Below are 17,237 nucleotides of genomic sequence, written 5' to 3' on the forward strand. Positions count from 1 at the left end.
CTCGATCGTTGGCAACTTGCGACCGCAGCGTGCCGAGCACGAGGCTCGGCATAGCCCCGAATCCCCATCCCTCCCCCCGCCGGCGCCGACCGGCGGCGCCGGCGAGGCATCCACCGCCCCGCAGCCGGCAGTGGCGCGAGACGCTCGCACCTCCGTGTGCGAGTTCAGCGCGAGGGATGAGCGAGGCCGGCAGGCCGAGCGAATCGGTTGGGGAGGCTTGTGGGCTGTACGGGGCGGTGCGGTCACAAGTGGTCTAGCTCACTCCGCGGTGCCGTTCGCGGTCGGGCTGTCTGTCTCGACTTCAACGCGCGTCTCTTGTGCCGTTCGCGGTCGGGCTGTCTGTCTCGACTTCAACACAGTCTCTTGTGCCGTTCGCGGTCGGGCTGTCTGTCTCGACTTCAACGCGCGTCTCTTGCCGTCATCGCGCACGCTCACGCGTGGAAGACTAATCACGACGCCGCAATCCATCACCGCCTTCGGTACGCTTTTCGCTCCCACGAACTCACTCCCGTCCACATGAGTCACGAACTGGACCACGTCATGATGCGGGTCGAGGACCTCGACGAGTCGCTCGACTGGTACACGACCCACCTCGACTACGAGGAGAAGGGCCGGTGGGAGGCGGACACGTTCACGAACGTCTTCCTCGGCCCCGAGGACGTCCACGACGACGGCGCGCTGCTGGAGCTCACGTACAACCACGACGGGCGCTCCTACGAGATGGGCGACGCGTGGGGCCACATCGCCGTCCGCGTCGAGGACGTCGAGGCGGCGTACGACGAGCTGATGGACGAGGGCGTCGAGGACTACCGCCCGCCGGCGGAGAACCCCGGCTACGCGTTCGTCAAAGATCCCGACGGCCACGAGATCGAGATCGTCGAGCGCGATCACGGCGCCCGGTGGAGCCTCGACCACACGATGATCCGCGTCGAGGACGCCGACGCCTCGATCGGCTGGTGGACCCGGAAGATGGGGTACGAGCCGGCGGGGCGCTGGGAGGCCGACACGTTCGCGAACTACTTCCTCGCACCCGAGGACGCCGCCGAGGAGGCCATGACCGTGGAGCTCACGTACAACTACGACGGGCGCTCCTACGACCTCGGCGACGCGTGGGGCCACCTCGCGGTCGCGTGTGACGATCTGGAAGGGTTCTGGGAGACGCTCCGGACTCGCGAGGCGGAGGACTACCGCGATCCGGAGTCGTGTGACTACAACTACGCCTTCACGAAGACGTTCGACGGCCACGAAGTGGAACTGGTGACCGAATAGCGCAACTATTCGCTTTCGAGGAATCTTTATTGATCTACGGCTCGGATTGCGAGCCATGAGCGAGAGCGCCCCAGGGGTCGAGGCGTGGAAAGAACACACCACCGCCTTCGACCGAGTTCGGTCCGTCGCAGCGTCCGCGTCCGGGCCGAAGACTGCCGCGGAGATCGCCGACGACGCTGCCGTCGCGGAGAACACGGCGCGCGACCACCTCGATCGACTCGTGGAGATGAACGTGCTACTGCGTGGGGAGCGCGACGGAACCACGACGTACGCGCCCGACCTGCTCCACGCGCGCGCAGGACCGGTCCGTGAACTGCTCGACGAGCACGACCACGACGGGCTCGTACAGCTGAAGGCGGAGTTGCAGGAGCGAGTGGCCGAGTGGCGTGGGGAGTACGAGGCGGACTCCCCGGCGGTGCTCCGGGAGCGCGCTGCCGACGCCGACATAGTCCTCGACAGTGCGACGCTGACTCAGCACCACCATCGGGGCAGGTGACTGGGTCGTTCACGAAGCCTCCGCCAGCGGTCTTGGCAGTCTGGTCGCTGTCGAGGGTGGCTTCAACGCCGCGCTCGGTGACGGCCCAAACCTCTCTGTCACGCAGACCGAGGAGTCCACGCTCTCGAACCGTCAGCCCAAGACGCTGAACCTCACCGCTACGCCGAGTAGCGCGATCCAGCTCGTGGCTGACGCCGAGAAGGAGATCTACTACATCGCAGTCAATACGGGAGACGCCGTGTTCGACCGCAGCGGAAGCCAGGTGTCCGCCGCACCAGGCGATGAGTACACCGCAACTTTCAGGTTCGATGACACCAAACCCGTTGGTCCGGACGCTGAGGACCACCAGTCCGTGAACTCCACGTCCGAGATTATCACAGGCACGACATCCCTTGATGAGACGCCGGTGAACGTCACGGCCTCTTCGGACCAGACGATCACGGGCACGTCCAAGCTCGGCCGGGCACGGAGTTCACCGTGACCGTCCAGAGCACGGGCGACACCTCGCCGCGGTTCTACAACAACCCGACTGCGACCGTCCAGGACGACGGTACCTGGAACGTCCCGGTCGACCTCTCCGAGTAGTCCGCCGGTGACACGTTCACCGTGACTTCGGACTACTTCGACTCGGCCGACGGTGAGGTCGTCGAGAGCGTCTCCGAGGAGACGCCGACCGCGACTGCGACGGCAACCGAGCAGCCGGAAACTGAGACGGCAACCGCGACGGCTACGGCCACCGAGGCTCCGGACACGGACACGGAAGCTCCGGACACGGAGACCGAGGAGCCTGACACGGAGACCACCACGACCACGACGCCCGGCTTCGGCGTCGCTGTCGCGCTGGTCGCCCTGCTCGCCGCCGCGCTGCTGGCCGGTCGCCGAGAGTAACTGACTCTCGCGACTCCCAGTAACTGACTACCGGCTCACGCCGGTCCTTCCGTTTTCACTTCTTTCGAACGCTACACCCGCTAGCGACAGCGCTGTCGCGCGGCAGATGCACAACGGTAAGGGATTTACCCGCGCGTCGTCTTCTCCCGATATGGCCGGTATCGCGGGCGCCGTTCCGCCGTGGCTCCTCGACGTCACCGACGTGCTGGCGTGGATCGTCATTGGCGCGTTCGCCCTCGGCGCGGCGCTCGAGATCCTCACACGACGAGAGAACGACGGCGGGACGCTGGACGCCGTCGGCGACCAGCTCGACACCGCCCGAACCGTCTCGGCGTCGGCGTGGGGGCTGTTCGCGCTGTTCTGGCTGCTGCTGTTCCCCCACTTCGCGTTCGTCCACAAGAGCTACGTCGAGGGCGTGCTCGCGCTCGTCGCCGTGCCCGCCTGCCTCTACGCGGGCTACCTGCTCTGGGCGGGCCGGGACACGCTGTTCCTGCTCTCGCGCTCGACGGCGATCATGGGGCTGATCTATCTCCCCTTCGAGACGATCCCCGCCATGACCGTCGGCGGGCTGCGCATCCCCGCGCCGCGGCAGGTGCTGATCGAGATCGTCGCCGCCCAGACAGGGTTCATGATGAGCCTCTTCGGCTCGAACCCCGAACTCATTCCGGGGCCGCAGGGGTACCAGAACACCTACGAGTTCGTCGCGAGCGACGGGCAGCTCCTCCAGTTCTCCGTCGTGCTCGCGTGTACGGGGCTGGGGAGCATCGCGATCTTCGCGGGGCTGATCACTGCCGTTCGCGCGCCGCTGCGCCGCAAGCTCCGCGCGCTGAGCGTCGCCGTCCCGATCATCTACGGGCTGAACCTCGTCCGGACGACGTTCATCGGCATCGCGTTCGGCGAGCAGCTGCTCCAGATCTTCCCGAACCTCGTGTTGACGATGTTCGGCGGCTCGGACCCCTACCGCGTCTCGTGGTACGTCTCCGACCGCATCATCAGCCAGCTGCTCGCGGTGGTCGCGCTGGTGGGCGTCACCTACCTCGTGGTCCGGGAGCTCCCCGAGATCCTGACGATCATCGAGGACGTGCTGTTCATGGTGACCGGCGACGAGTATGACCTCGCCGAGACGCTCGACCTCCCGCGGAGTCGGGCCCGGACCCAGATACCCGAAAGCGGCGACTGACGGCTACTCCCCGACGAGGTCTTCCGGCGCACCCGCCAGCGACGCCAGCGCCTCCGCCTCCAGATGATGCGGTTCCGCTGGCACCACGAGCAGGTGGAGCGGGCCGCCGAACTCCCGGTCGGCCAGCGCCGACAGTCGGTCGGCCGCCACGACCGGCTCGGGGCTGCCAGCCCGGGCGACGACGACCGCGAGCTCGTCGGCCCAGTTTTCGGCGAGCAGTTCGGCGGCGCGGTCGCCGGTCATGAACCGCTCGTCCTCGCTCAACCCTGCTGCGTCGGCCGTGGGGTCGTCGACCTTGATGTCCAGATAGACGAGCGTGTGGAGGTCCCGTTCCCGGTTGGCCTCGATCGTCTCGATCACGCTGTCGGGCACGTCGCCGCCGCCGTGGGCGCTCGGGAACGGCAGCGTCGTGGCCTTCCCGAAGCGGTAGTTCTGCAGTCCCGTCAGCCCCGCCGCGGCCGACTGGGCGGAGACGCCGTGGATCACGCGCGTCTCGATCCCGCGCTCGTGGGCGCGCAGCCGGAGGTCCACGTGCGTGGTCGAGATCATCGTGTCCCCCGCGGTGAGGAAAGCGACGTCCTCCGCTTCGGCGGCGTCGAGGATGGGCTCGGGGTCGCGCTCGACGCCGGCGCGGTCCCGGAGCTCGATCTCGGTGTCGTGGTACGCCGCCAGTTCTTCGACCGTCGTGCCGACGAGGCGGCTGGTGTAGAACTCCGCGAACGCGCGGTCGGCGGCGGCAAGCGCCTCCCGCCCCTCGACCGTGATCGAGCGCTCGTCGTAGAGCCCCAGCCCGATGAACGTGAGCATGGGGGGAGTCGGCGGCCCCGGCCCAAATCGGTGTCCATCGGGGTCGGGAGTGAGACGGCGGCAAGGACTACCTTGGTTCGGCTCACAGGGGCAGTCATGTCCGAAACGGATCCGGTCGAGGAGTCCGCTGCCGACGACCGCGACCTGTACGACGTGGCGACGTGGGAGCCACGGAGCGCCGTCGATCGGGCCGCGGTGGCGGTCCACGGCGTGCTCGCGGGCAACGCACGCGCACTACTCGTCCTGTTCGCGGCGCTGGTCTTCCTCGGACAGGTGGGTGGGGTCGTCTGGCTCGCGAGTCGGAACCCCGCGCTGGGGATCGTCGCGCTGCTGTCGGCGGTACCGGCGTTCGCGCTGGTGGCGTTCGTTTGGCGACAGGACGTGGCCCAGAAGGAGCCCCTGGGGACGCTCGCGGCGACGTTCGTGCTCTCGGTACTGTTCGCCAGCTTCGCGGCGACGATCAACACCGCCCTCGGCGGACTGTTCCGCTCGGTCGGCGTCTGGGGGCTGGTGCTGTACTTCTTCCTGATCGTCGGCCCCGGCGAGGAGCTCGTGAAGTGGCTCGCAGTCCGGCTGTACGCCTACGAGCGCTCTGAGTTCGACGCCGTCATCGACGGCGCGGTGTACGGCGCCGTCGCCGGTCTCGGGTTCGCGACGATCGAGAACACGCTGTACGTCGTGCAGGGGTTCGTCAGAGCCCAGCAGTCCGGCGCCACGCAGGCGATCGGCGCCGCCCTCGGCACCGCCACCTCGCGGGCGCTGGCCGGGCCGGGGCACGTGATCTACTCGGCGTGGGCGGGCTACTACCTCGGACTCGCGAAGTTCAACCCCGAGAACCGCGGGCCGATCGTCGTCAAGGGGCTGCTGATCGCCGCCCTCATCCACGCGCTGTACAACAGTATCGTCACCGTCGCGCCGCTGGGTGGGCTCTCCCTGCTGGGCTACCTCGGCTTCGTGATCGTCTACGACGGGATCTTCTTCTACCTGCTCTACCGGAAGCTGGCACGCTACCGGGACAGCTACGCGAGCACGGTCGACGGCGAGTCCGAACGGCGCGACGACGCGACGATCGAAGCGGACGGCTCCGACGACGGCCCCGTCTGGGACGCCCCCGAAACCGGGGACGACACCGAGCCGGAGACGACGAACGACAGCGAACGCTGACTACCCACGGATCCCGCGTGCAGTAGCTGACGATCGGCGATCCGACGACGTTCGTGGGCCGAGCGGACCGACCTCCCCGTTCACGGTCGGCGTCCCGGCGTGGCGGTGGCCCGCCTCGGCAGTCGTCCTGTTCCTCATCGTGTCCGCGGTCAACGTCGACGGCGACGCGATGGTCGGTGCGCCGGAGCTGCGGGGCGCTAACTTCCGTCCCCCTCCACACGCGGGTCGATCACCGAGTAGTACACGTCCTGTAGGGCGTTGACGACTGTGACTGCCAGCACCGGAAGCAACACCACGGCGAAGATCAGTCCGGGTGCCCGGCTCCCCGCGGCGTCGATCGTCAGCGTGCCGAACCCGGGCGTCTCGGTGACCCACTCGACCGCGTACAGCCCCACGAGCACGACACCGAGCATCTCGGAGGACAGCAGCGTCAGCAGGCGCGCGGCGGAGTGGGGGAACACGTGCCGGCAGATCCCGAGCAGCCCGACGCCTTTCGCGCGGGCGGTCTTGACGAACGGCTCGTTCGCGTACTGCTCCAGATCCGTGCCGGCGACCCGGAGTTGGATCGCGAACAGGTACAGCCCCATCGTCACGCCCGGCCAGATCGCCGCCCGGAGGTTCACCGGCGAGAACGGGCTCACCGCCTCGTCGTACCCCATGTCGACGATCTCGCCGGAGGCGTCGATCACGAGCACCGGGAGATACACCTGCAGCACGTACGCGACCAGGAACACCGGCACCGAGATCGCGGCCGCGCCGAGCAGCTTGGTCTTCGCGCTCGCGTCGCCGCGCTCGACGGCGACGGCCAACAGCTGGATCAGCGTTCCGAGGACGATCGCGACCGCCAACGCCGGGACGAGGTAGATCAGCGTGACCGTAACCGCCTCGACGACGAGCTCCCGGACGACCACGGTCCGCCCGCCGAACCCGAGCTGCCCGAGATCGAGCGTGAGGACTCGGAGGAGCCAGTCGCCGTACTGGGCCAGCAGCGGCTCGTTCTGGGCCGCGAACCGGGGCTGTCGATAGAGCCCGGCGAACAGCCGCGGCGCGTAGGCCGCCCTGAGCTTGTGCGGGTTCGGCACGTACGCGAGCGCGACGAACACGCCGCTGAACACGAGCCACAGCGTCAGCCCGAGCCGGCCGAGCCGGCGGGCAAGCGCGGCTAGAGGGCTACGCATCGGCGCCGGGCGGCCGTCGTCGGTTGGAGGGCGTCACAGTCGGGTGGAGGGTGGACCGTCGCATGGACGAGTAGTGCCACGTTGTCACAAACTATTAGTTCTTGCTCACCACTGTTGGGGCTGTCCCCCCCGCTATGAGTGAGCCCTCCCCCCCTGACGCCGGGCGTTTCGCCACGGTCGACTGGAACGAGTTCGACGCCGAGCACGCGACGCCGGCGGTCCCGCGCTGGCTCCCGGCCAGCGCCGTCGCCCTGCTCGCGCTGTTCTGTTACGACTACGTCGCCGACCTCCCGGTCGTGATGACGGGCCTCGACTGGCTGCTCGTGTTGGGCCTCTACATGTTCGGTTCGATCGGGCTGGCGGCGCTGGTCGGGGCGCCGGAGCAGGTCGCACACTACTGGGGGCAGTTCCGGACCGAGCCTCTCGCAGTCGCGTGTCTGGGCTTTTTGACTGCGTTCGTCGCTGTCGGGGTGTTCGGCCCGTTCCTGGTGAGTGAGCCCGAGGTACGGATCCTCTACTCCGCTCAGCCGCCCGTCTGGGGCAGCATCGACACCGTGTTCGTCCCGAACTGTTACGGGCCCGTCGTCGACGGCCGCTGTCAGGGCTCCTGGCGGTTCCCCCTCGGCACGACCGCCATCGGCGGGAAGGACCTGCTCGTGTTGCTGGTGCTGGGGACGCGGACGAGCCTGAGCGTCGCCTTCGGCGCCGCGGCGCTGATCGTCCCCGCGGGCGTCGGGGTCGGCGTCGCGGCGGCCACGATCGGCGGTCGTGTCGAGGCGGCGCTGATGTGGCTGGCCGAGTCCCTCCAGTCGGTCCCCGCGATCCTGATCTACCTCGTGCTGTTCTACTGGATCGTCGAGGGGCGGCTCCGACTCCTGATCGGCGTGCTCGGGCTGGTCAGCTGGGGCGGGCTGGCCCGTCTAGTGCGCGACGAGCTCAGAGTCCGTGAGAACGAGCAGTACGCACAAGCTGCCCGCATCGGCGGCGTCGGGGAGCGACGGCTGCTGAGCCGGCATCTACTGCCGAACCTGCTGCCGGCCGTGCTCTCGAACGTGGCGCTGCAGATCCCGCTGTTCGTCCTGATCGAGGCGACGGTGTCGTTCATCCAGATCCCGGTGATGCAAGGCGCCTCGACGCTCGGCGACCCCAGCAACTTCTCGTGGGGACAGCAGATCTACAACTCCCTGTTCACGGTCGGGCTCCCCTCGGCGTGGTGGCTCGCGGGGCTCCCGCTACTGCTGCTGTCGCTGACAGTGTTCGCGTTCAACGTCCTCGGCGACGCGATGGTCGAGGCGTTGGAGCCCCGCGGTGGGTAGGCGCCGCCCCTCCGACACGGCCTTTCCGCTCCGGCCCGTCGTTCACCCATGACCGAACGGATCGAGGCCGAAGCCATCCACGCCGTCGCGCCCGAGGAGTTCGGCGAGCACGATCTCGACCCCGAACTCGAGTCGCTGGCGGGGGATCGCCACGTCGTCGTCTGCCGGCGCGGCGGCCACCCGTCGATCTTCGAGCTCGCGTGGGCGATGCTCCGCCGGAAACCGATCGAGCCGGTGACGCTGCTCGTCGAGGAACGTATCCGAGAGGGCGAGACCGTCGACGTGACCGTCGAGGAGACGTCGATCGACGGCGTCTACCGCGTCGTGTAGCGACGGAGCGGCCGGGCGGCGAGCAGCCACGCCGCGAGCACGTACGCCGCCGTCCCGAGAACGTACGTCCCGCCGCCGACGGTCGGCGCTGCGCCGACGCTCAGCCCCGCGCCGGTCAGCGCCCCCGCGAGGCTCGTGACTAGCGGCAGCGCACAGCCCGCACAGGAGCCGACTGCGACCAGCCCGCCGACCCCCGCGGAGAGCCCCTCCTCGACGACGTTCCGGACCGACAGCGACACCAGGTAGCCGAGCGCGAGCACGCCGGCCGCGCGGTAGGGGACGAGCGTGAACGCGACCCCGACGCCGCTGAAGCGCAGTACGGGCCCCCACCCGGGCGGAAGCAACACGAGATCGACGCCCGTCGCCGGCCCCATCGCGGGCCCGACGGCGCCGATCAGCCACGCGAGCCCGAGCACGTAGGCGGCACCGACGGCGGCGGCGATCCACCGCCCCGGCCGACCAACCGTCGGGCGGTCCGCGTGTCGGACTGCGACCACGGCGACAGTGAGCCAGACGAACGGTATCGCGAGCATCGTCGGCGCCGCCAGCCCCGCGTCGGTCGCGAGGAGGTACGCCAGCGCGAGCGCGGACTGGACGCCGAGTGCGAGCACCGCGGTCCGGGCCGGCGCGGGGATCGACCACGAGCGTGCGGTCGCGACGCGGCTCACTCGCGCTCACCCCCATCGGCGACTGCAGCCCGCCGACGATCGCCGCCCGCCGTCGCCGGCTCCGGGTCGTCCTCTCCGTTCGGCCCGAGCGAGCGCGTCGTGTTCGCGACGACGAGTAGACTCGACGCCGCCATCGCGACCGCGGCGATCAGCGGCGTGATGACTCCCAGCGCCGCGGCGGGCACCGCGACCGCGTTGTAACAGAACGCCCACGCGAGGTTCTCCCGAACCCGCCGGCGTGTCGCCGTGAGGGTGTCGAGCGCGCGATCGACGGCGCCGAGATCCCGACCCACCAGCACCGCATCGGCGGCGTCGGCGGCGAGTTCGGTGCCGGAAGCGACCGCGATTCCGAGGTCGGCCGCCGCGAGCGCCGGCGCGTCGTTACTGCCGTCGCCGACCATCGCGACGGTTCCTTCGTTCCCGAGCCGCCGGACCGTCTCGGTCTTCCCGGCGGGCGGGAGCCCGGCGTACACCTCGTCGATTCCCGGCACTTCGCGGAAGCGGTCGGCCGCGGCCCCCTCGTCGCCAGTGAGGACGACCACCCGGCGGTCCTCGCTCAACTCTTCGACCGCCTCGCGCCAGCCGGGCCGGGGGTCGTCGCCGGCGACGAGCACGCCGCGAACCGCGCCCGCCCAGCCGACGTACGCCGCGAGATGGCCCGACTCCTCGCCCTCGGCGTAGCGATCGCGGAGCTCGTCGGGGATCGTCGCGTCCGCGAACAGCGATTCGTCGCCGACGGTCACCTGCGGCCCGGCCCCGACACGGCCCGAGACGCCGTGACCGGGGTGGGTCTCGTACGCCGCGACGGTCGAGTCCGGCCCCGTCTCGGTGTTGGCCTCGTCCGCGGCGGCGACGACCGCCTCGGCGACGGGGTGGTCCGAGCGCGCCTCGACGGCGGCCGCGCGGCCGAGCAGCGTCTCCCGGTCGGTTCCGTCGGCGCTTTCGAGATCCAGCAGCGCCATCTCGCCGGTCGTGAGCGTGCCGGTCTTGTCGAGCGCGACGGTGTCGACGTCGGTGGCCGTCTCGACGGCGCTCCCGTCGGTCAGGACGACGCCGTCCTCCAGCAGCGAGCGCGTGCCGGCCGCGATCGCCAGCGGCGTCGCGAGCCCCAGCGCACAGGGACAGGAGACCACGAGCACCGTCAGCCCGGTCAGGAGCGCCGCGGTCACGCTGGCGCCGAGCAGCAGGTGGACCACGAACGCGAGCGCGCCCAGCACGAGCACCGCGGGAACGAAGATCGTCGCGAGCGCGTCGGCCAGTCGCTGGGGCGTGCCCTCGCCGCGGACGTCCCAGAGCAGCGAGACCACGCGGTCGAGCGTGCGTTCCGCGCCGTCGGCGGCCCGAACGACGAGCCGGCCGTCGGAGACGACCGTCCCGCCGCGGACCTCGTCGCCGCGACCGCGCCGCACCGGGAGCGACTCGCCGGTCACGAGCGACTCATCGACCGCGGCGGTCCCCTCGATCACCTCGCCGTCGACGGGGACGCGCTCGCCGGAGCGGACGACCAACTCGTCGCCGCCCTCGACGGCTTCGACCGGGACCGTCTCGCTTCCGTCGCCGGTCCGCAGCCGGGCCTCCGAGACGCGATCGCGGGTGAGGTCTGCGAGCTCGCCGACCGCGCGCTGCTTGATCCGCTCCTCGTAGTAGCTCCCGACCGTGACCGCGAGCACGACGACGATCGTCACATCGAAGTACACCTCGATCCGCCCAGTGAGCACCGCGAGTCCGCTGTAGAGGTAGGCGGTCGCCGCCGCTAGCGAGACGAGCAGGTCCATGTTGGGCTGCCGGGTTCGGATGGCGACGTACGCCCCGCGGAGCAGCGGCGCGCCGGTGTACGCGAGCACGACCGTCGCCGAGAGCCAGACGTTGCCGAGCAGGAACCGGCCGGCGCCGTCGCTCAGGTCGAACAGCAGCGCATCCGGCGGCAGCCCGAAGTAGACGGGGTAGAGGAACAGGACGTACCACAGCATCGCCATCATGCCGAAGAAGCCGCCGACGAGCAGGCGGCCGACCGTTCCGTCGTCGTCGCGGCGCTCCGCTGTCGACGGCGCGGCCGCGTAGCCGACGCCGGAGACCGTCTCCGCGACTGACTCGGGGTCGGTCGCGTCTGGGTCGTAGTGGACCCGCATCGCCTCGGCCGGGAAGTTCGCGTCCGCCGCGGCGACGCCGTCGTCGGCGGTCGCGCGACGTTCGAGGAACGCCTCACAGCTGGCGCAGTGCATCCCGTCCACCTGCAGGTACGCGGTCTCGGCGTCGTCGGGGGCTGACGTTTCGGACCCACGAACCGCCTCGCGGGCGTCGGCGGCGTCTGCCGCCGCCGGGTCGTCGAGGCTCCGCGCGACTTCCAGACAGCCACGGCAGCAGAACGTCCCGTCCACGTCGTCGCCGGTCAACGGCGGGTCGGGCGTATCGAGCCCACAGAGCGTACAGTCGTTGGTCGCGCTCACGGCGTCGGCACCTCCGCGTAGTGGGGCAGGTGGATCTGTGGCACCGGGACGCCGAGGAGGCCGAGCCCGTGCAGCAGCGGGAGCAGGCCGAGTAGCAGGAACGCGCCGCCGAGCGCGCGGTGGAGCTGCGACCGGGCCGACGGCGACACCGCGCCGAGCACCGTGGCCGAGCCGATCATCGCCGGCGCGGTGCCGACGCCCAGCGTGCCCAGTGCGAGCGCGCCGGCGACCGGCGAGCCGCGGGCGAACGCGTAGAGGTACGCCGGATACAGCAGCGGACACGGCAGCAGCGCGTGGATCGAACCTAGCAGCGCGATCCGCGGCCCCTCGGCCCACGTCCGCGCTCGCTCGACAGCAACCGTGGAGAGCCGCTCGAACAGCCCCGAGACGCCGGGGATCGGCACTCGGCCGGGATCGATCGGCCGGCCGCGGAGGTAGCCTGCGCCGACGACGAGAACGAGCGTCCCGGCGACGACGCCGAACAGCCCGCGGACCACGTCGACGCCGGCGAACAGGCTGCCGCCGGCGACGGTCGCGCCCCCGAGCGCGCCGAGGGCCGCGCCCACCAGCGCGTACGTGCCCACGCGGCCGGCCGTCAGGAGCCCCTGCTGGCGTACGTCACGGAGCGTCACTCGGCCCTGTGGGCTGCCGGCGTCCCCGGCGTACGCGGTCACGAGCGGCCCACACATGCCCAGACAGTGGGCGCCGCCGAGCAGCCCGACGAGCAGGAACGCTCCGAGCTCGACGCCGGCGCCGAGTCCGAACATGGCTCAGACGCTGCCGACGGCGGACTCCCCCTCCTCGTGCGGACCGAACATCAGGTAGAGGCCGCCGACGATCAGCAACACGCAGGTGGTCGACGCCAGTGCGACAGTGACCCCACCGTTGATCTGTAAGGCGTACAGCCACACCGGGACGAGCGCTGCGAGCCCGATGGCGGCCAACCCTCGTGCGGATACGGACATACACCCTCGTTCGGTCTCATTTACGTAGGCACCTCCGCCGATTCCTACCGTCTGGGAACTGGCGGGGTGGGTTAATCAATCGGGGAACAAGGCGCTCCCATGGCACCGAACGCGGATAGACAGCCACGGCCGACACGGCGACGGCTCCTCGCCGCCGGAGGGGCGGTCGCGACCGGCGCGCTGCTCGGCGCGGCCGGCCCCGCGGCGGCCCAGTCGTCGTTCGACGGCTGGTTCGACGGCGTGAGCAACTACGACGGCGTCGTCGACCGGACCGGCCAGTCGGAGGTAACCGTCGAAGTGGGCGTCGATAACGGGGGACAGCCGTACGGGTTCGGCCCGCCGGCAGTCCGAGTCGATCCCGGGACGACGGTCGTCTGGGAGTGGACCGGCCGGGGCGGCTCGCACAACGTCGTCGCCGAGGACGGCTCCTTCGAGTCGGAGCTCTCCTCGGAGGAGGGATACACGTTCAGCCACACCTTCGAGAGCGAGGGGACGTTCAAGTACGTCTGTGTCCCCCACGAGTCCCTCGGGATGAAGGGAGCGGTCGTCGTCGGCGCCGGCGGTGGCGGCGTCTCCGAGCCGGACTACGGCGACTGGTTCAGCGACGTCCCCAACTACGACGAGACCGTCGACGAGCGCGGTAACTCGGAGGTGACTGTCGAGGTGGGCGTCGACAACGGCGGCCAACCGTACGGGTTCGGCCCGCCGGCGGTTCGTATCGACCCCGGGACGACGGTCGTCTGGGAGTGGACCGGCCGTGGCGGGTCGCACAACGTCGTCGCCGAGGACGGCTCCTTCGAGTCGGAGCTCTCCTCGGAGGCGGGGTACACGTTCAGCCACACCTTCGAGGAGGAGGGCGTCTACGAGTACGTCTGTGTCCCCCACGAGTCCCTCGGGATGAAGGCGGCGATCGTCGTCGGCAACGTCAGCGGTGGCGGCGGCGACGGCGGTGACGGCGGCGAGGGCGACGGCGAGGCCGCGGGCGGCGGCTTCTCGATCCCGATGCCCTCGGACTTCGTTGGCTGGCTGGCGCTGCTGTTCGGCGCCGGCGGCGGGCTCGCGGTGACAATGGTGCTCGGCGCGGAGTCGTACGCGGCCTACCGCGAGCACTCCAAGTCCGAGCAGGCGTACGTCGGCGAGCAGTCGACCGAGGCCGCCGACACCGAGCCCGTCGAGGAGATCGGCGAGGAGTACGATCCGGTCGGGACGGCGGCGCTGGTCGCGGGCTACTTCGTCCTGATCGCGCTGTTGTGGGTGTTCATGTACTTCGTCGAGTTCATTGGCGGACCGACGATCACTGGGTGATTCATGCACGTACATCGATTCGAGAAACTCTGGTTCGGCGCATCGCTCGTCCTGATCGTCGCGTTCATCGGGACCATCATCTACGGCGCGGTCGGCCCCGGCGTCGCGATGGTCGACGACAGCGGCGGGACGGTCGAACCGTCGGTCATCGCCGACGGGAACTACGAGCAGGTGGATAACTTCCGGGAGCCGGGCGTGTACGACAGCGACGACGGCGTGAACGTGTACGTCGTCGCCCGGCAGTACCTGTTCCAGCCCGGCAGCTCGGAGCCGATCCGCGTGCCCGCGGGCGAGCCCGTGACGTTCCACGTCACCACGCCCGACGTGACACACGGGTTCAACCTCGCCGGGACGAACGTGAACTCGATGGTGATCCCCGGGCAGATCGCGGAGTTCACCGTCACGTTCGACGAGCCCGGGGAGCACGGCATCGTCTGTCACGAGTACTGTGGCAGCGGCCACCACACGATGGAGGGCCAAGTGGTCGTCGTGGAGCAGTCGGAGTTCGACGGAGGTGACAGCTAATGGCTACTGAACACGGCAGCGAGACGGGGTTCGAGACCGAGCAGGAGTACGTGGAGACCGACGACGGCACGCGGCGCAAGCTGGCGTTCGTCGACCGGTTCCCCGAGGCCGCCCGGACCGCACGGATCTGCCTGTGGATCGCGTTCGCGTCGTTCGGCGTCGGCGCGCTGTTCGGGCTGATCCAGGCGCTGCACCGCACGAACACGCTGCGGATCATCCCGTCGTCGGACTACTACACGATCCTGACCGGTCACGGCGTGCTGCTGGCGCTGGTGTTCACCACGTTCGGGATCGCCGGGCTGTTCCACTGGGCGAACACCCGGAGTTTGGGTGTCTCCCCCACGAACAAGCGGCTGACGCAGGGCTGGCTGTGGACGATGACGATCGGCACCGTGCTCGCCGCCGCGACGATCCTCGCGGGGCTGTTCGACTGGATCCCCGCCAGCGCGGACGTGCTGTACACGTTCTACGCGCCGCTCGAGGCGCATCCGCTGTTCTACATCGGCGCGGCGCTGCTGATCGTCGGCTCGTGGGGCGCGGGGCTGGACTGGTTCCTGCAGTACCGCGAGTGGCGCGAGTCGAACCCGGACAGCCGGATCCCGCTGCAGTCCTTTATGGTGATGACGACGATGCTGATGTGGTACCTCTCCTCGCTGGGAGTGGCGATCGAGGTCGTCGTCTTCCTGATCCCGTGGTCGCTGGGGCTGATCAGCCAGGTCGACCCGCTGCTGACCCGGACGCTGTTCTGGTACTTCGGCCACCCGGTGGTGTACTTCTGGCTGCTGCCGGCGTACGTGGTCTGGTACACCGTCCTGCCGAAGCTCGCGGGCGGCCGGCTGTTCAGTGACCCGCTCGCACGGGTAACGTTCATCCTGTTCCTGCTGCTGTCGACGCCGGTCGGGTTCCACCACCAGTACACCGACCCCGGGATCGCATCCGGCTACAAGTTGGTGGCGATGACGAACACGTTCTTCCTGCTGTTGCCATCGTTACTGACGCTGTTCACCGTCGTCGCGAGCATGGAACACGGCGCGCGCCAGCAGGGCGCGGGCGGCCGCCTCGCGTGGCTCAAGGATCTCCCGTGGGAACGGCCGGAGTTCTCCGGCATCGCGCTCGCGGGGATCATGTTCGCCGCCGGCGGCTTCTCCGGGATGATCAACGCCGGGATGAACATCAACTACCTCATCCACAACACGATCTGGGTGCCGGGTCACTTCCACCTCACCGTGGGGACCGCCTACGCGCTGACGCTGATGGCGATCTCCTACTGGCTGGTCCCCCAGCTCACCGGCAAGCGGCTCCAGTTCCGCGGGCTGGCGTCGATCCAGCCGTTCGTCTGGTTCGTCGGCATGGTGCTGATGTCGAACGCCATGCACCGCGGCGGGCTCGCGGGCATCCCCCGGCGCACCGCCGAACCGCAGTACGAGCAGGTGAGCTTCGACGCCGTCGTCGGGACGGTCGGCGAGATGCGGGTCCAGATCGCGATTGGCGGCACGCTCCTGTTCCTCGGGGCGGTGATGTTCCTCGCGGTGATGTTCGGGACGTGGGCGCTGGGCAAGCCCAACAGCCAACTGCGGGTCAGCGGCTCGATCCCCGAACCGCTCTCGGGCCCCGAGGAGTCGCCGCAGGTGCTCGACAACCTCAAGCTCTGGACGGCCATCGCGGTCGCGCTGGTGTTGCTGGCCTACGGCATCCCGCTGTACGACATGGTCGCCGACGGGCTCCTCTGGCCCGGTAGCCTTCCGATCCCGGCGTAGCGCAGCGCCCTCCCACTCTTCGACTGACTCATGACTGACGCCGACACACCCACTGACCCAAAAGCCGATACGCCGGCGGACGACGCCCCGCCGGAGGACGACGAGATCGATCGCCGTCGACTGATCCGCTGGATCGCCGTGCTCGCGTTCGGCGTCCCGGTCGTCGTCGAGGTGCTCACGTTCGGTAACATCATCAACGACGAGCTGCTCGGCGGCGGGGACGACCCCACGCCGACGGCCGCGGCGACGGAGACGGACCGCCCGGACGCGGTCGGCGTCGACGACGAACTGCTCCCGGAGACGGCGGCGACGGAGACGATCACGACCTCCGAGGTCCGGCAGACCGAGGGCGGTCGGACGTACGTCTTCGGCGCCGAGGTGGAGAACACGACCGAGGAGCCGGTCGAACTCCGGACCCAACGCCTCCGGCTCCGCGACGGGGAGCGCGTCGACGGCGTGTCGAGCACGGGCAGCATCGACCCCGGCGAGTCGGGGGTGGTCACCGCCGCGTGGTCGATCCCCGACAGCGCGATGCCCGGCGCCGTCGAGGTGACGGCAGTTCGGGGCGGCGAGACGGTGTTCGAGGGGTTCGTGCTGGTGGAGCAGCCCGTCGTCGTTGGTTGAGGAATCGTTTCGGGTCGACTATCTGCCCGGCGGAAGAGGGATTTCAACCACGATCGTTCCGCTCACTTCGTTCGCTTCACTCCCTGATTCAAATCCCACGTACGGCTTTCGCTGCTCACGTTGTTCGCAGCAGAAAAGCCGGAGGAGGGATTGTGAACTACGCCCGGACTCGCTTCGCTCGTCCGGTCTAGTTCAAATCCCTCTCGGGGCTCTTCGACTCCGCTTCGCTCCGTCAGAAGAGCCGGAGGAGGGATTTGAACCCTCGACCTATTCCTTACGAAGGAATCGCTCTGCCAGCTGAGCTACCCCGGCGCGTCC

At 69.5% G+C, this 17,237-nt stretch carries 19 protein-coding genes and 1 tRNA gene; 13 read left to right on the forward strand and 7 right to left on the reverse strand.

Translation table 11 applies throughout. The annotated features are described in order from the left end of the window. Nucleotides 1–516 precede the first annotated feature (516 nt). The 6 genes from BN1959_RS05300 to artA all read left to right on the forward strand — a co-directional run bounded on the left by BN1959_RS05300 (nt 517) and on the right by artA (nt 3,833). A complete protein-coding gene (locus BN1959_RS05300; protein WP_053947656.1) occupies nt 517–1,269 on the forward strand; it encodes a VOC family protein in 753 nt (250 codons plus the stop codon). A gap of 55 nt (nt 1,270–1,324) precedes the next feature. Further along, the gene (locus tag BN1959_RS05305; RefSeq protein ID WP_202594644.1) at nt 1,325–1,765 is read left to right on the forward strand and encodes a DUF7342 family protein; all 441 of its coding nucleotides are present in this window, start codon (nt 1,325–1,327) and stop codon (nt 1,763–1,765) included. A gap of 184 nt (nt 1,766–1,949) precedes the next feature. Further along, complete coding sequence (locus BN1959_RS05310; RefSeq protein WP_053947657.1) at nt 1,950–2,246, forward strand: hypothetical protein; 297 nt, start codon at nt 1,950–1,952, stop codon at nt 2,244–2,246. Continuing rightward, entirely contained in the window at nt 2,243–2,350 is a 108-nt protein-coding gene (locus tag BN1959_RS15395; protein ID WP_321164386.1) for a hypothetical protein, read from the forward strand. The genes BN1959_RS05310 and BN1959_RS15395 overlap by 4 nt, the downstream gene beginning before the upstream one ends. Before the next feature lie 21 nt (nt 2,351–2,371). Then, on the forward strand, nt 2,372–2,653 hold the full coding sequence (locus BN1959_RS05315) for a PGF-CTERM sorting domain-containing protein (protein WP_053947658.1): 282 nt from the start codon (nt 2,372–2,374) through the stop codon (nt 2,651–2,653). A 151-nt stretch (nt 2,654–2,804) separates the two neighbouring features. Then, nucleotides 2,805–3,833, forward strand: coding sequence for an archaeosortase A (gene artA / locus BN1959_RS05320; protein WP_053947659.1), 1,029 nt, complete (start codon nt 2,805–2,807; stop codon nt 3,831–3,833). Nucleotides 3,834–3,836: 3 nt separating this feature from the next. Here the strand turns inward: artA and dph5 are convergent, their stop codons facing one another. After that, nucleotides 3,837–4,640 carry a diphthine synthase gene (gene dph5, locus BN1959_RS05325; RefSeq protein ID WP_053947660.1) on the reverse strand — a complete coding sequence of 268 codons (804 nt, stop codon included), beginning with the start codon at nt 4,638–4,640 and terminating at the stop codon, nt 3,837–3,839. Nucleotides 4,641–4,736: 96 nt separating this feature from the next. Here dph5 and BN1959_RS05330 point away from each other — a divergent pair, with 96 nt between their 5' ends. Then, complete coding sequence (locus BN1959_RS05330; RefSeq protein WP_053947661.1) at nt 4,737–5,804, forward strand: PrsW family intramembrane metalloprotease; 1,068 nt, start codon at nt 4,737–4,739, stop codon at nt 5,802–5,804. Between the two features lie 197 nt (nt 5,805–6,001). Here BN1959_RS05330 and BN1959_RS05335 read toward each other — a convergent pair whose 3' ends face one another. Beyond that, nucleotides 6,002–6,982, reverse strand: coding sequence for an ABC transporter permease subunit (locus tag BN1959_RS05335; RefSeq protein ID WP_053947662.1), 981 nt, complete (start codon nt 6,980–6,982; stop codon nt 6,002–6,004). Between the two features lie 134 nt (nt 6,983–7,116). Between BN1959_RS05335 and BN1959_RS05340 the strand changes: the two genes are divergently transcribed. Further along, entirely contained in the window at nt 7,117–8,298 is a 1,182-nt protein-coding gene (locus BN1959_RS05340) for an ABC transporter permease (protein ID WP_053947663.1), read from the forward strand. Between the two features lie 48 nt (nt 8,299–8,346). Then, nucleotides 8,347–8,628, forward strand: coding sequence for a DUF7526 family protein (locus BN1959_RS05345; RefSeq protein WP_053947664.1), 282 nt, complete (start codon nt 8,347–8,349; stop codon nt 8,626–8,628). On the opposite strand, the gene BN1959_RS05350 is transcribed toward BN1959_RS05345, so the two are convergent. From BN1959_RS05350 to BN1959_RS05365, 4 genes are read right to left on the reverse strand one after another with little or no spacing between them, the layout of a single operon-like run. Continuing rightward, nucleotides 8,613–9,296 carry a DUF7546 family protein gene (locus BN1959_RS05350; RefSeq protein ID WP_053947665.1) on the reverse strand — a complete coding sequence of 228 codons (684 nt, stop codon included), beginning with the start codon at nt 9,294–9,296 and terminating at the stop codon, nt 8,613–8,615. The two genes, BN1959_RS05345 and BN1959_RS05350, sit on opposite strands and share 16 nt — an antisense overlap. After that, complete coding sequence (locus tag BN1959_RS05355; protein WP_053947666.1) at nt 9,293–11,743, reverse strand: heavy metal translocating P-type ATPase; 2,451 nt, start codon at nt 11,741–11,743, stop codon at nt 9,293–9,295. The genes BN1959_RS05350 and BN1959_RS05355 overlap by 4 nt, the downstream gene beginning before the upstream one ends. After that, a complete protein-coding gene (locus BN1959_RS05360) occupies nt 11,740–12,510 on the reverse strand; it encodes a sulfite exporter TauE/SafE family protein (RefSeq protein WP_053947667.1) in 771 nt (256 codons plus the stop codon). The genes BN1959_RS05355 and BN1959_RS05360 overlap by 4 nt, the downstream gene beginning before the upstream one ends. 3 nt (nt 12,511–12,513) lie before the next feature. Continuing rightward, nucleotides 12,514–12,708 carry a hypothetical protein gene (locus tag BN1959_RS05365; protein WP_053947668.1) on the reverse strand — a complete coding sequence of 65 codons (195 nt, stop codon included), beginning with the start codon at nt 12,706–12,708 and terminating at the stop codon, nt 12,514–12,516. 99 nt (nt 12,709–12,807) lie between these two features. On the opposite strand from BN1959_RS05365, the gene BN1959_RS05370 reads away from it, so the two are divergent. The 4 genes from BN1959_RS05370 to BN1959_RS05385 all read left to right on the forward strand — a co-directional run bounded on the left by BN1959_RS05370 (nt 12,808) and on the right by BN1959_RS05385 (nt 16,919). Further along, nucleotides 12,808–14,013, forward strand: coding sequence for a halocyanin domain-containing protein (locus BN1959_RS05370; protein ID WP_053947669.1), 1,206 nt, complete (start codon nt 12,808–12,810; stop codon nt 14,011–14,013). 3 nt (nt 14,014–14,016) lie between these two features. Further along, nucleotides 14,017–14,538, forward strand: a complete 522-nt coding sequence (locus BN1959_RS05375) for a cytochrome c oxidase subunit II (RefSeq protein WP_053947670.1) — start codon at nt 14,017–14,019, stop codon at nt 14,536–14,538. Nucleotides 14,539–14,618: 80 nt separating this feature from the next. Beyond that, nucleotides 14,619–16,295 carry a cbb3-type cytochrome c oxidase subunit I gene (locus BN1959_RS05380; protein WP_053949325.1) on the forward strand — a complete coding sequence of 559 codons (1,677 nt, stop codon included), beginning with the start codon at nt 14,619–14,621 and terminating at the stop codon, nt 16,293–16,295. Between the two features lie 30 nt (nt 16,296–16,325). After that, complete coding sequence (locus BN1959_RS05385; RefSeq protein WP_053947671.1) at nt 16,326–16,919, forward strand: hypothetical protein; 594 nt, start codon at nt 16,326–16,328, stop codon at nt 16,917–16,919. Nucleotides 16,920–17,158: 239 nt separating this feature from the next. Here BN1959_RS05385 and BN1959_RS05390 read toward each other — a convergent pair. Next, a tRNA-Thr gene (locus BN1959_RS05390) sits at nt 17,159–17,231 on the reverse strand. Nucleotides 17,232–17,237 lie beyond the last annotated feature (6 nt).

This window comes from Halolamina sediminis (genome assembly GCF_001282785.1).
Taxonomy (GTDB): domain Archaea; phylum Halobacteriota; class Halobacteria; order Halobacteriales; family Haloferacaceae; genus Halolamina; species Halolamina sediminis.

What these genes read in the sequence shown, in the direction of transcription:
- BN1959_RS05300 (WP_053947656.1), top strand. Translation starts at nt 517, where the DNA reads ATGAGTCACGAACTGGACCACGTCATGATGCGGGTCGAGGACCTCGAC.
- BN1959_RS05305 (WP_202594644.1), top strand. Translation starts at nt 1,325, where the DNA reads ATGAGCGAGAGCGCCCCAGGGGTCGAGGCGTGGAAAGAACACACCACC.
- artA (WP_053947659.1), top strand. Translation starts at nt 2,805, where the DNA reads ATGGCCGGTATCGCGGGCGCCGTTCCGCCGTGGCTCCTCGACGTCACC.
- dph5 (WP_053947660.1), bottom strand. Translation starts at nt 4,640, where the DNA reads ATGCTCACGTTCATCGGGCTGGGGCTCTACGACGAGCGCTCGATCACG.
- BN1959_RS05330 (WP_053947661.1), top strand. Translation starts at nt 4,737, where the DNA reads ATGTCCGAAACGGATCCGGTCGAGGAGTCCGCTGCCGACGACCGCGAC.
- BN1959_RS05335 (WP_053947662.1), bottom strand. Translation starts at nt 6,982, where the DNA reads ATGCGTAGCCCTCTAGCCGCGCTTGCCCGCCGGCTCGGCCGGCTCGGG.
- BN1959_RS05340 (WP_053947663.1), top strand. Translation starts at nt 7,117, where the DNA reads ATGAGTGAGCCCTCCCCCCCTGACGCCGGGCGTTTCGCCACGGTCGAC.
- BN1959_RS05345 (WP_053947664.1), top strand. Translation starts at nt 8,347, where the DNA reads ATGACCGAACGGATCGAGGCCGAAGCCATCCACGCCGTCGCGCCCGAG.
- BN1959_RS05360 (WP_053947667.1), bottom strand. Translation starts at nt 12,510, where the DNA reads ATGTTCGGACTCGGCGCCGGCGTCGAGCTCGGAGCGTTCCTGCTCGTC.
- BN1959_RS05365 (WP_053947668.1), bottom strand. Translation starts at nt 12,708, where the DNA reads ATGTCCGTATCCGCACGAGGGTTGGCCGCCATCGGGCTCGCAGCGCTC.
- BN1959_RS05370 (WP_053947669.1), top strand. Translation starts at nt 12,808, where the DNA reads ATGGCACCGAACGCGGATAGACAGCCACGGCCGACACGGCGACGGCTC.
- BN1959_RS05375 (WP_053947670.1), top strand. Translation starts at nt 14,017, where the DNA reads ATGCACGTACATCGATTCGAGAAACTCTGGTTCGGCGCATCGCTCGTC.
- BN1959_RS05385 (WP_053947671.1), top strand. Translation starts at nt 16,326, where the DNA reads ATGACTGACGCCGACACACCCACTGACCCAAAAGCCGATACGCCGGCG.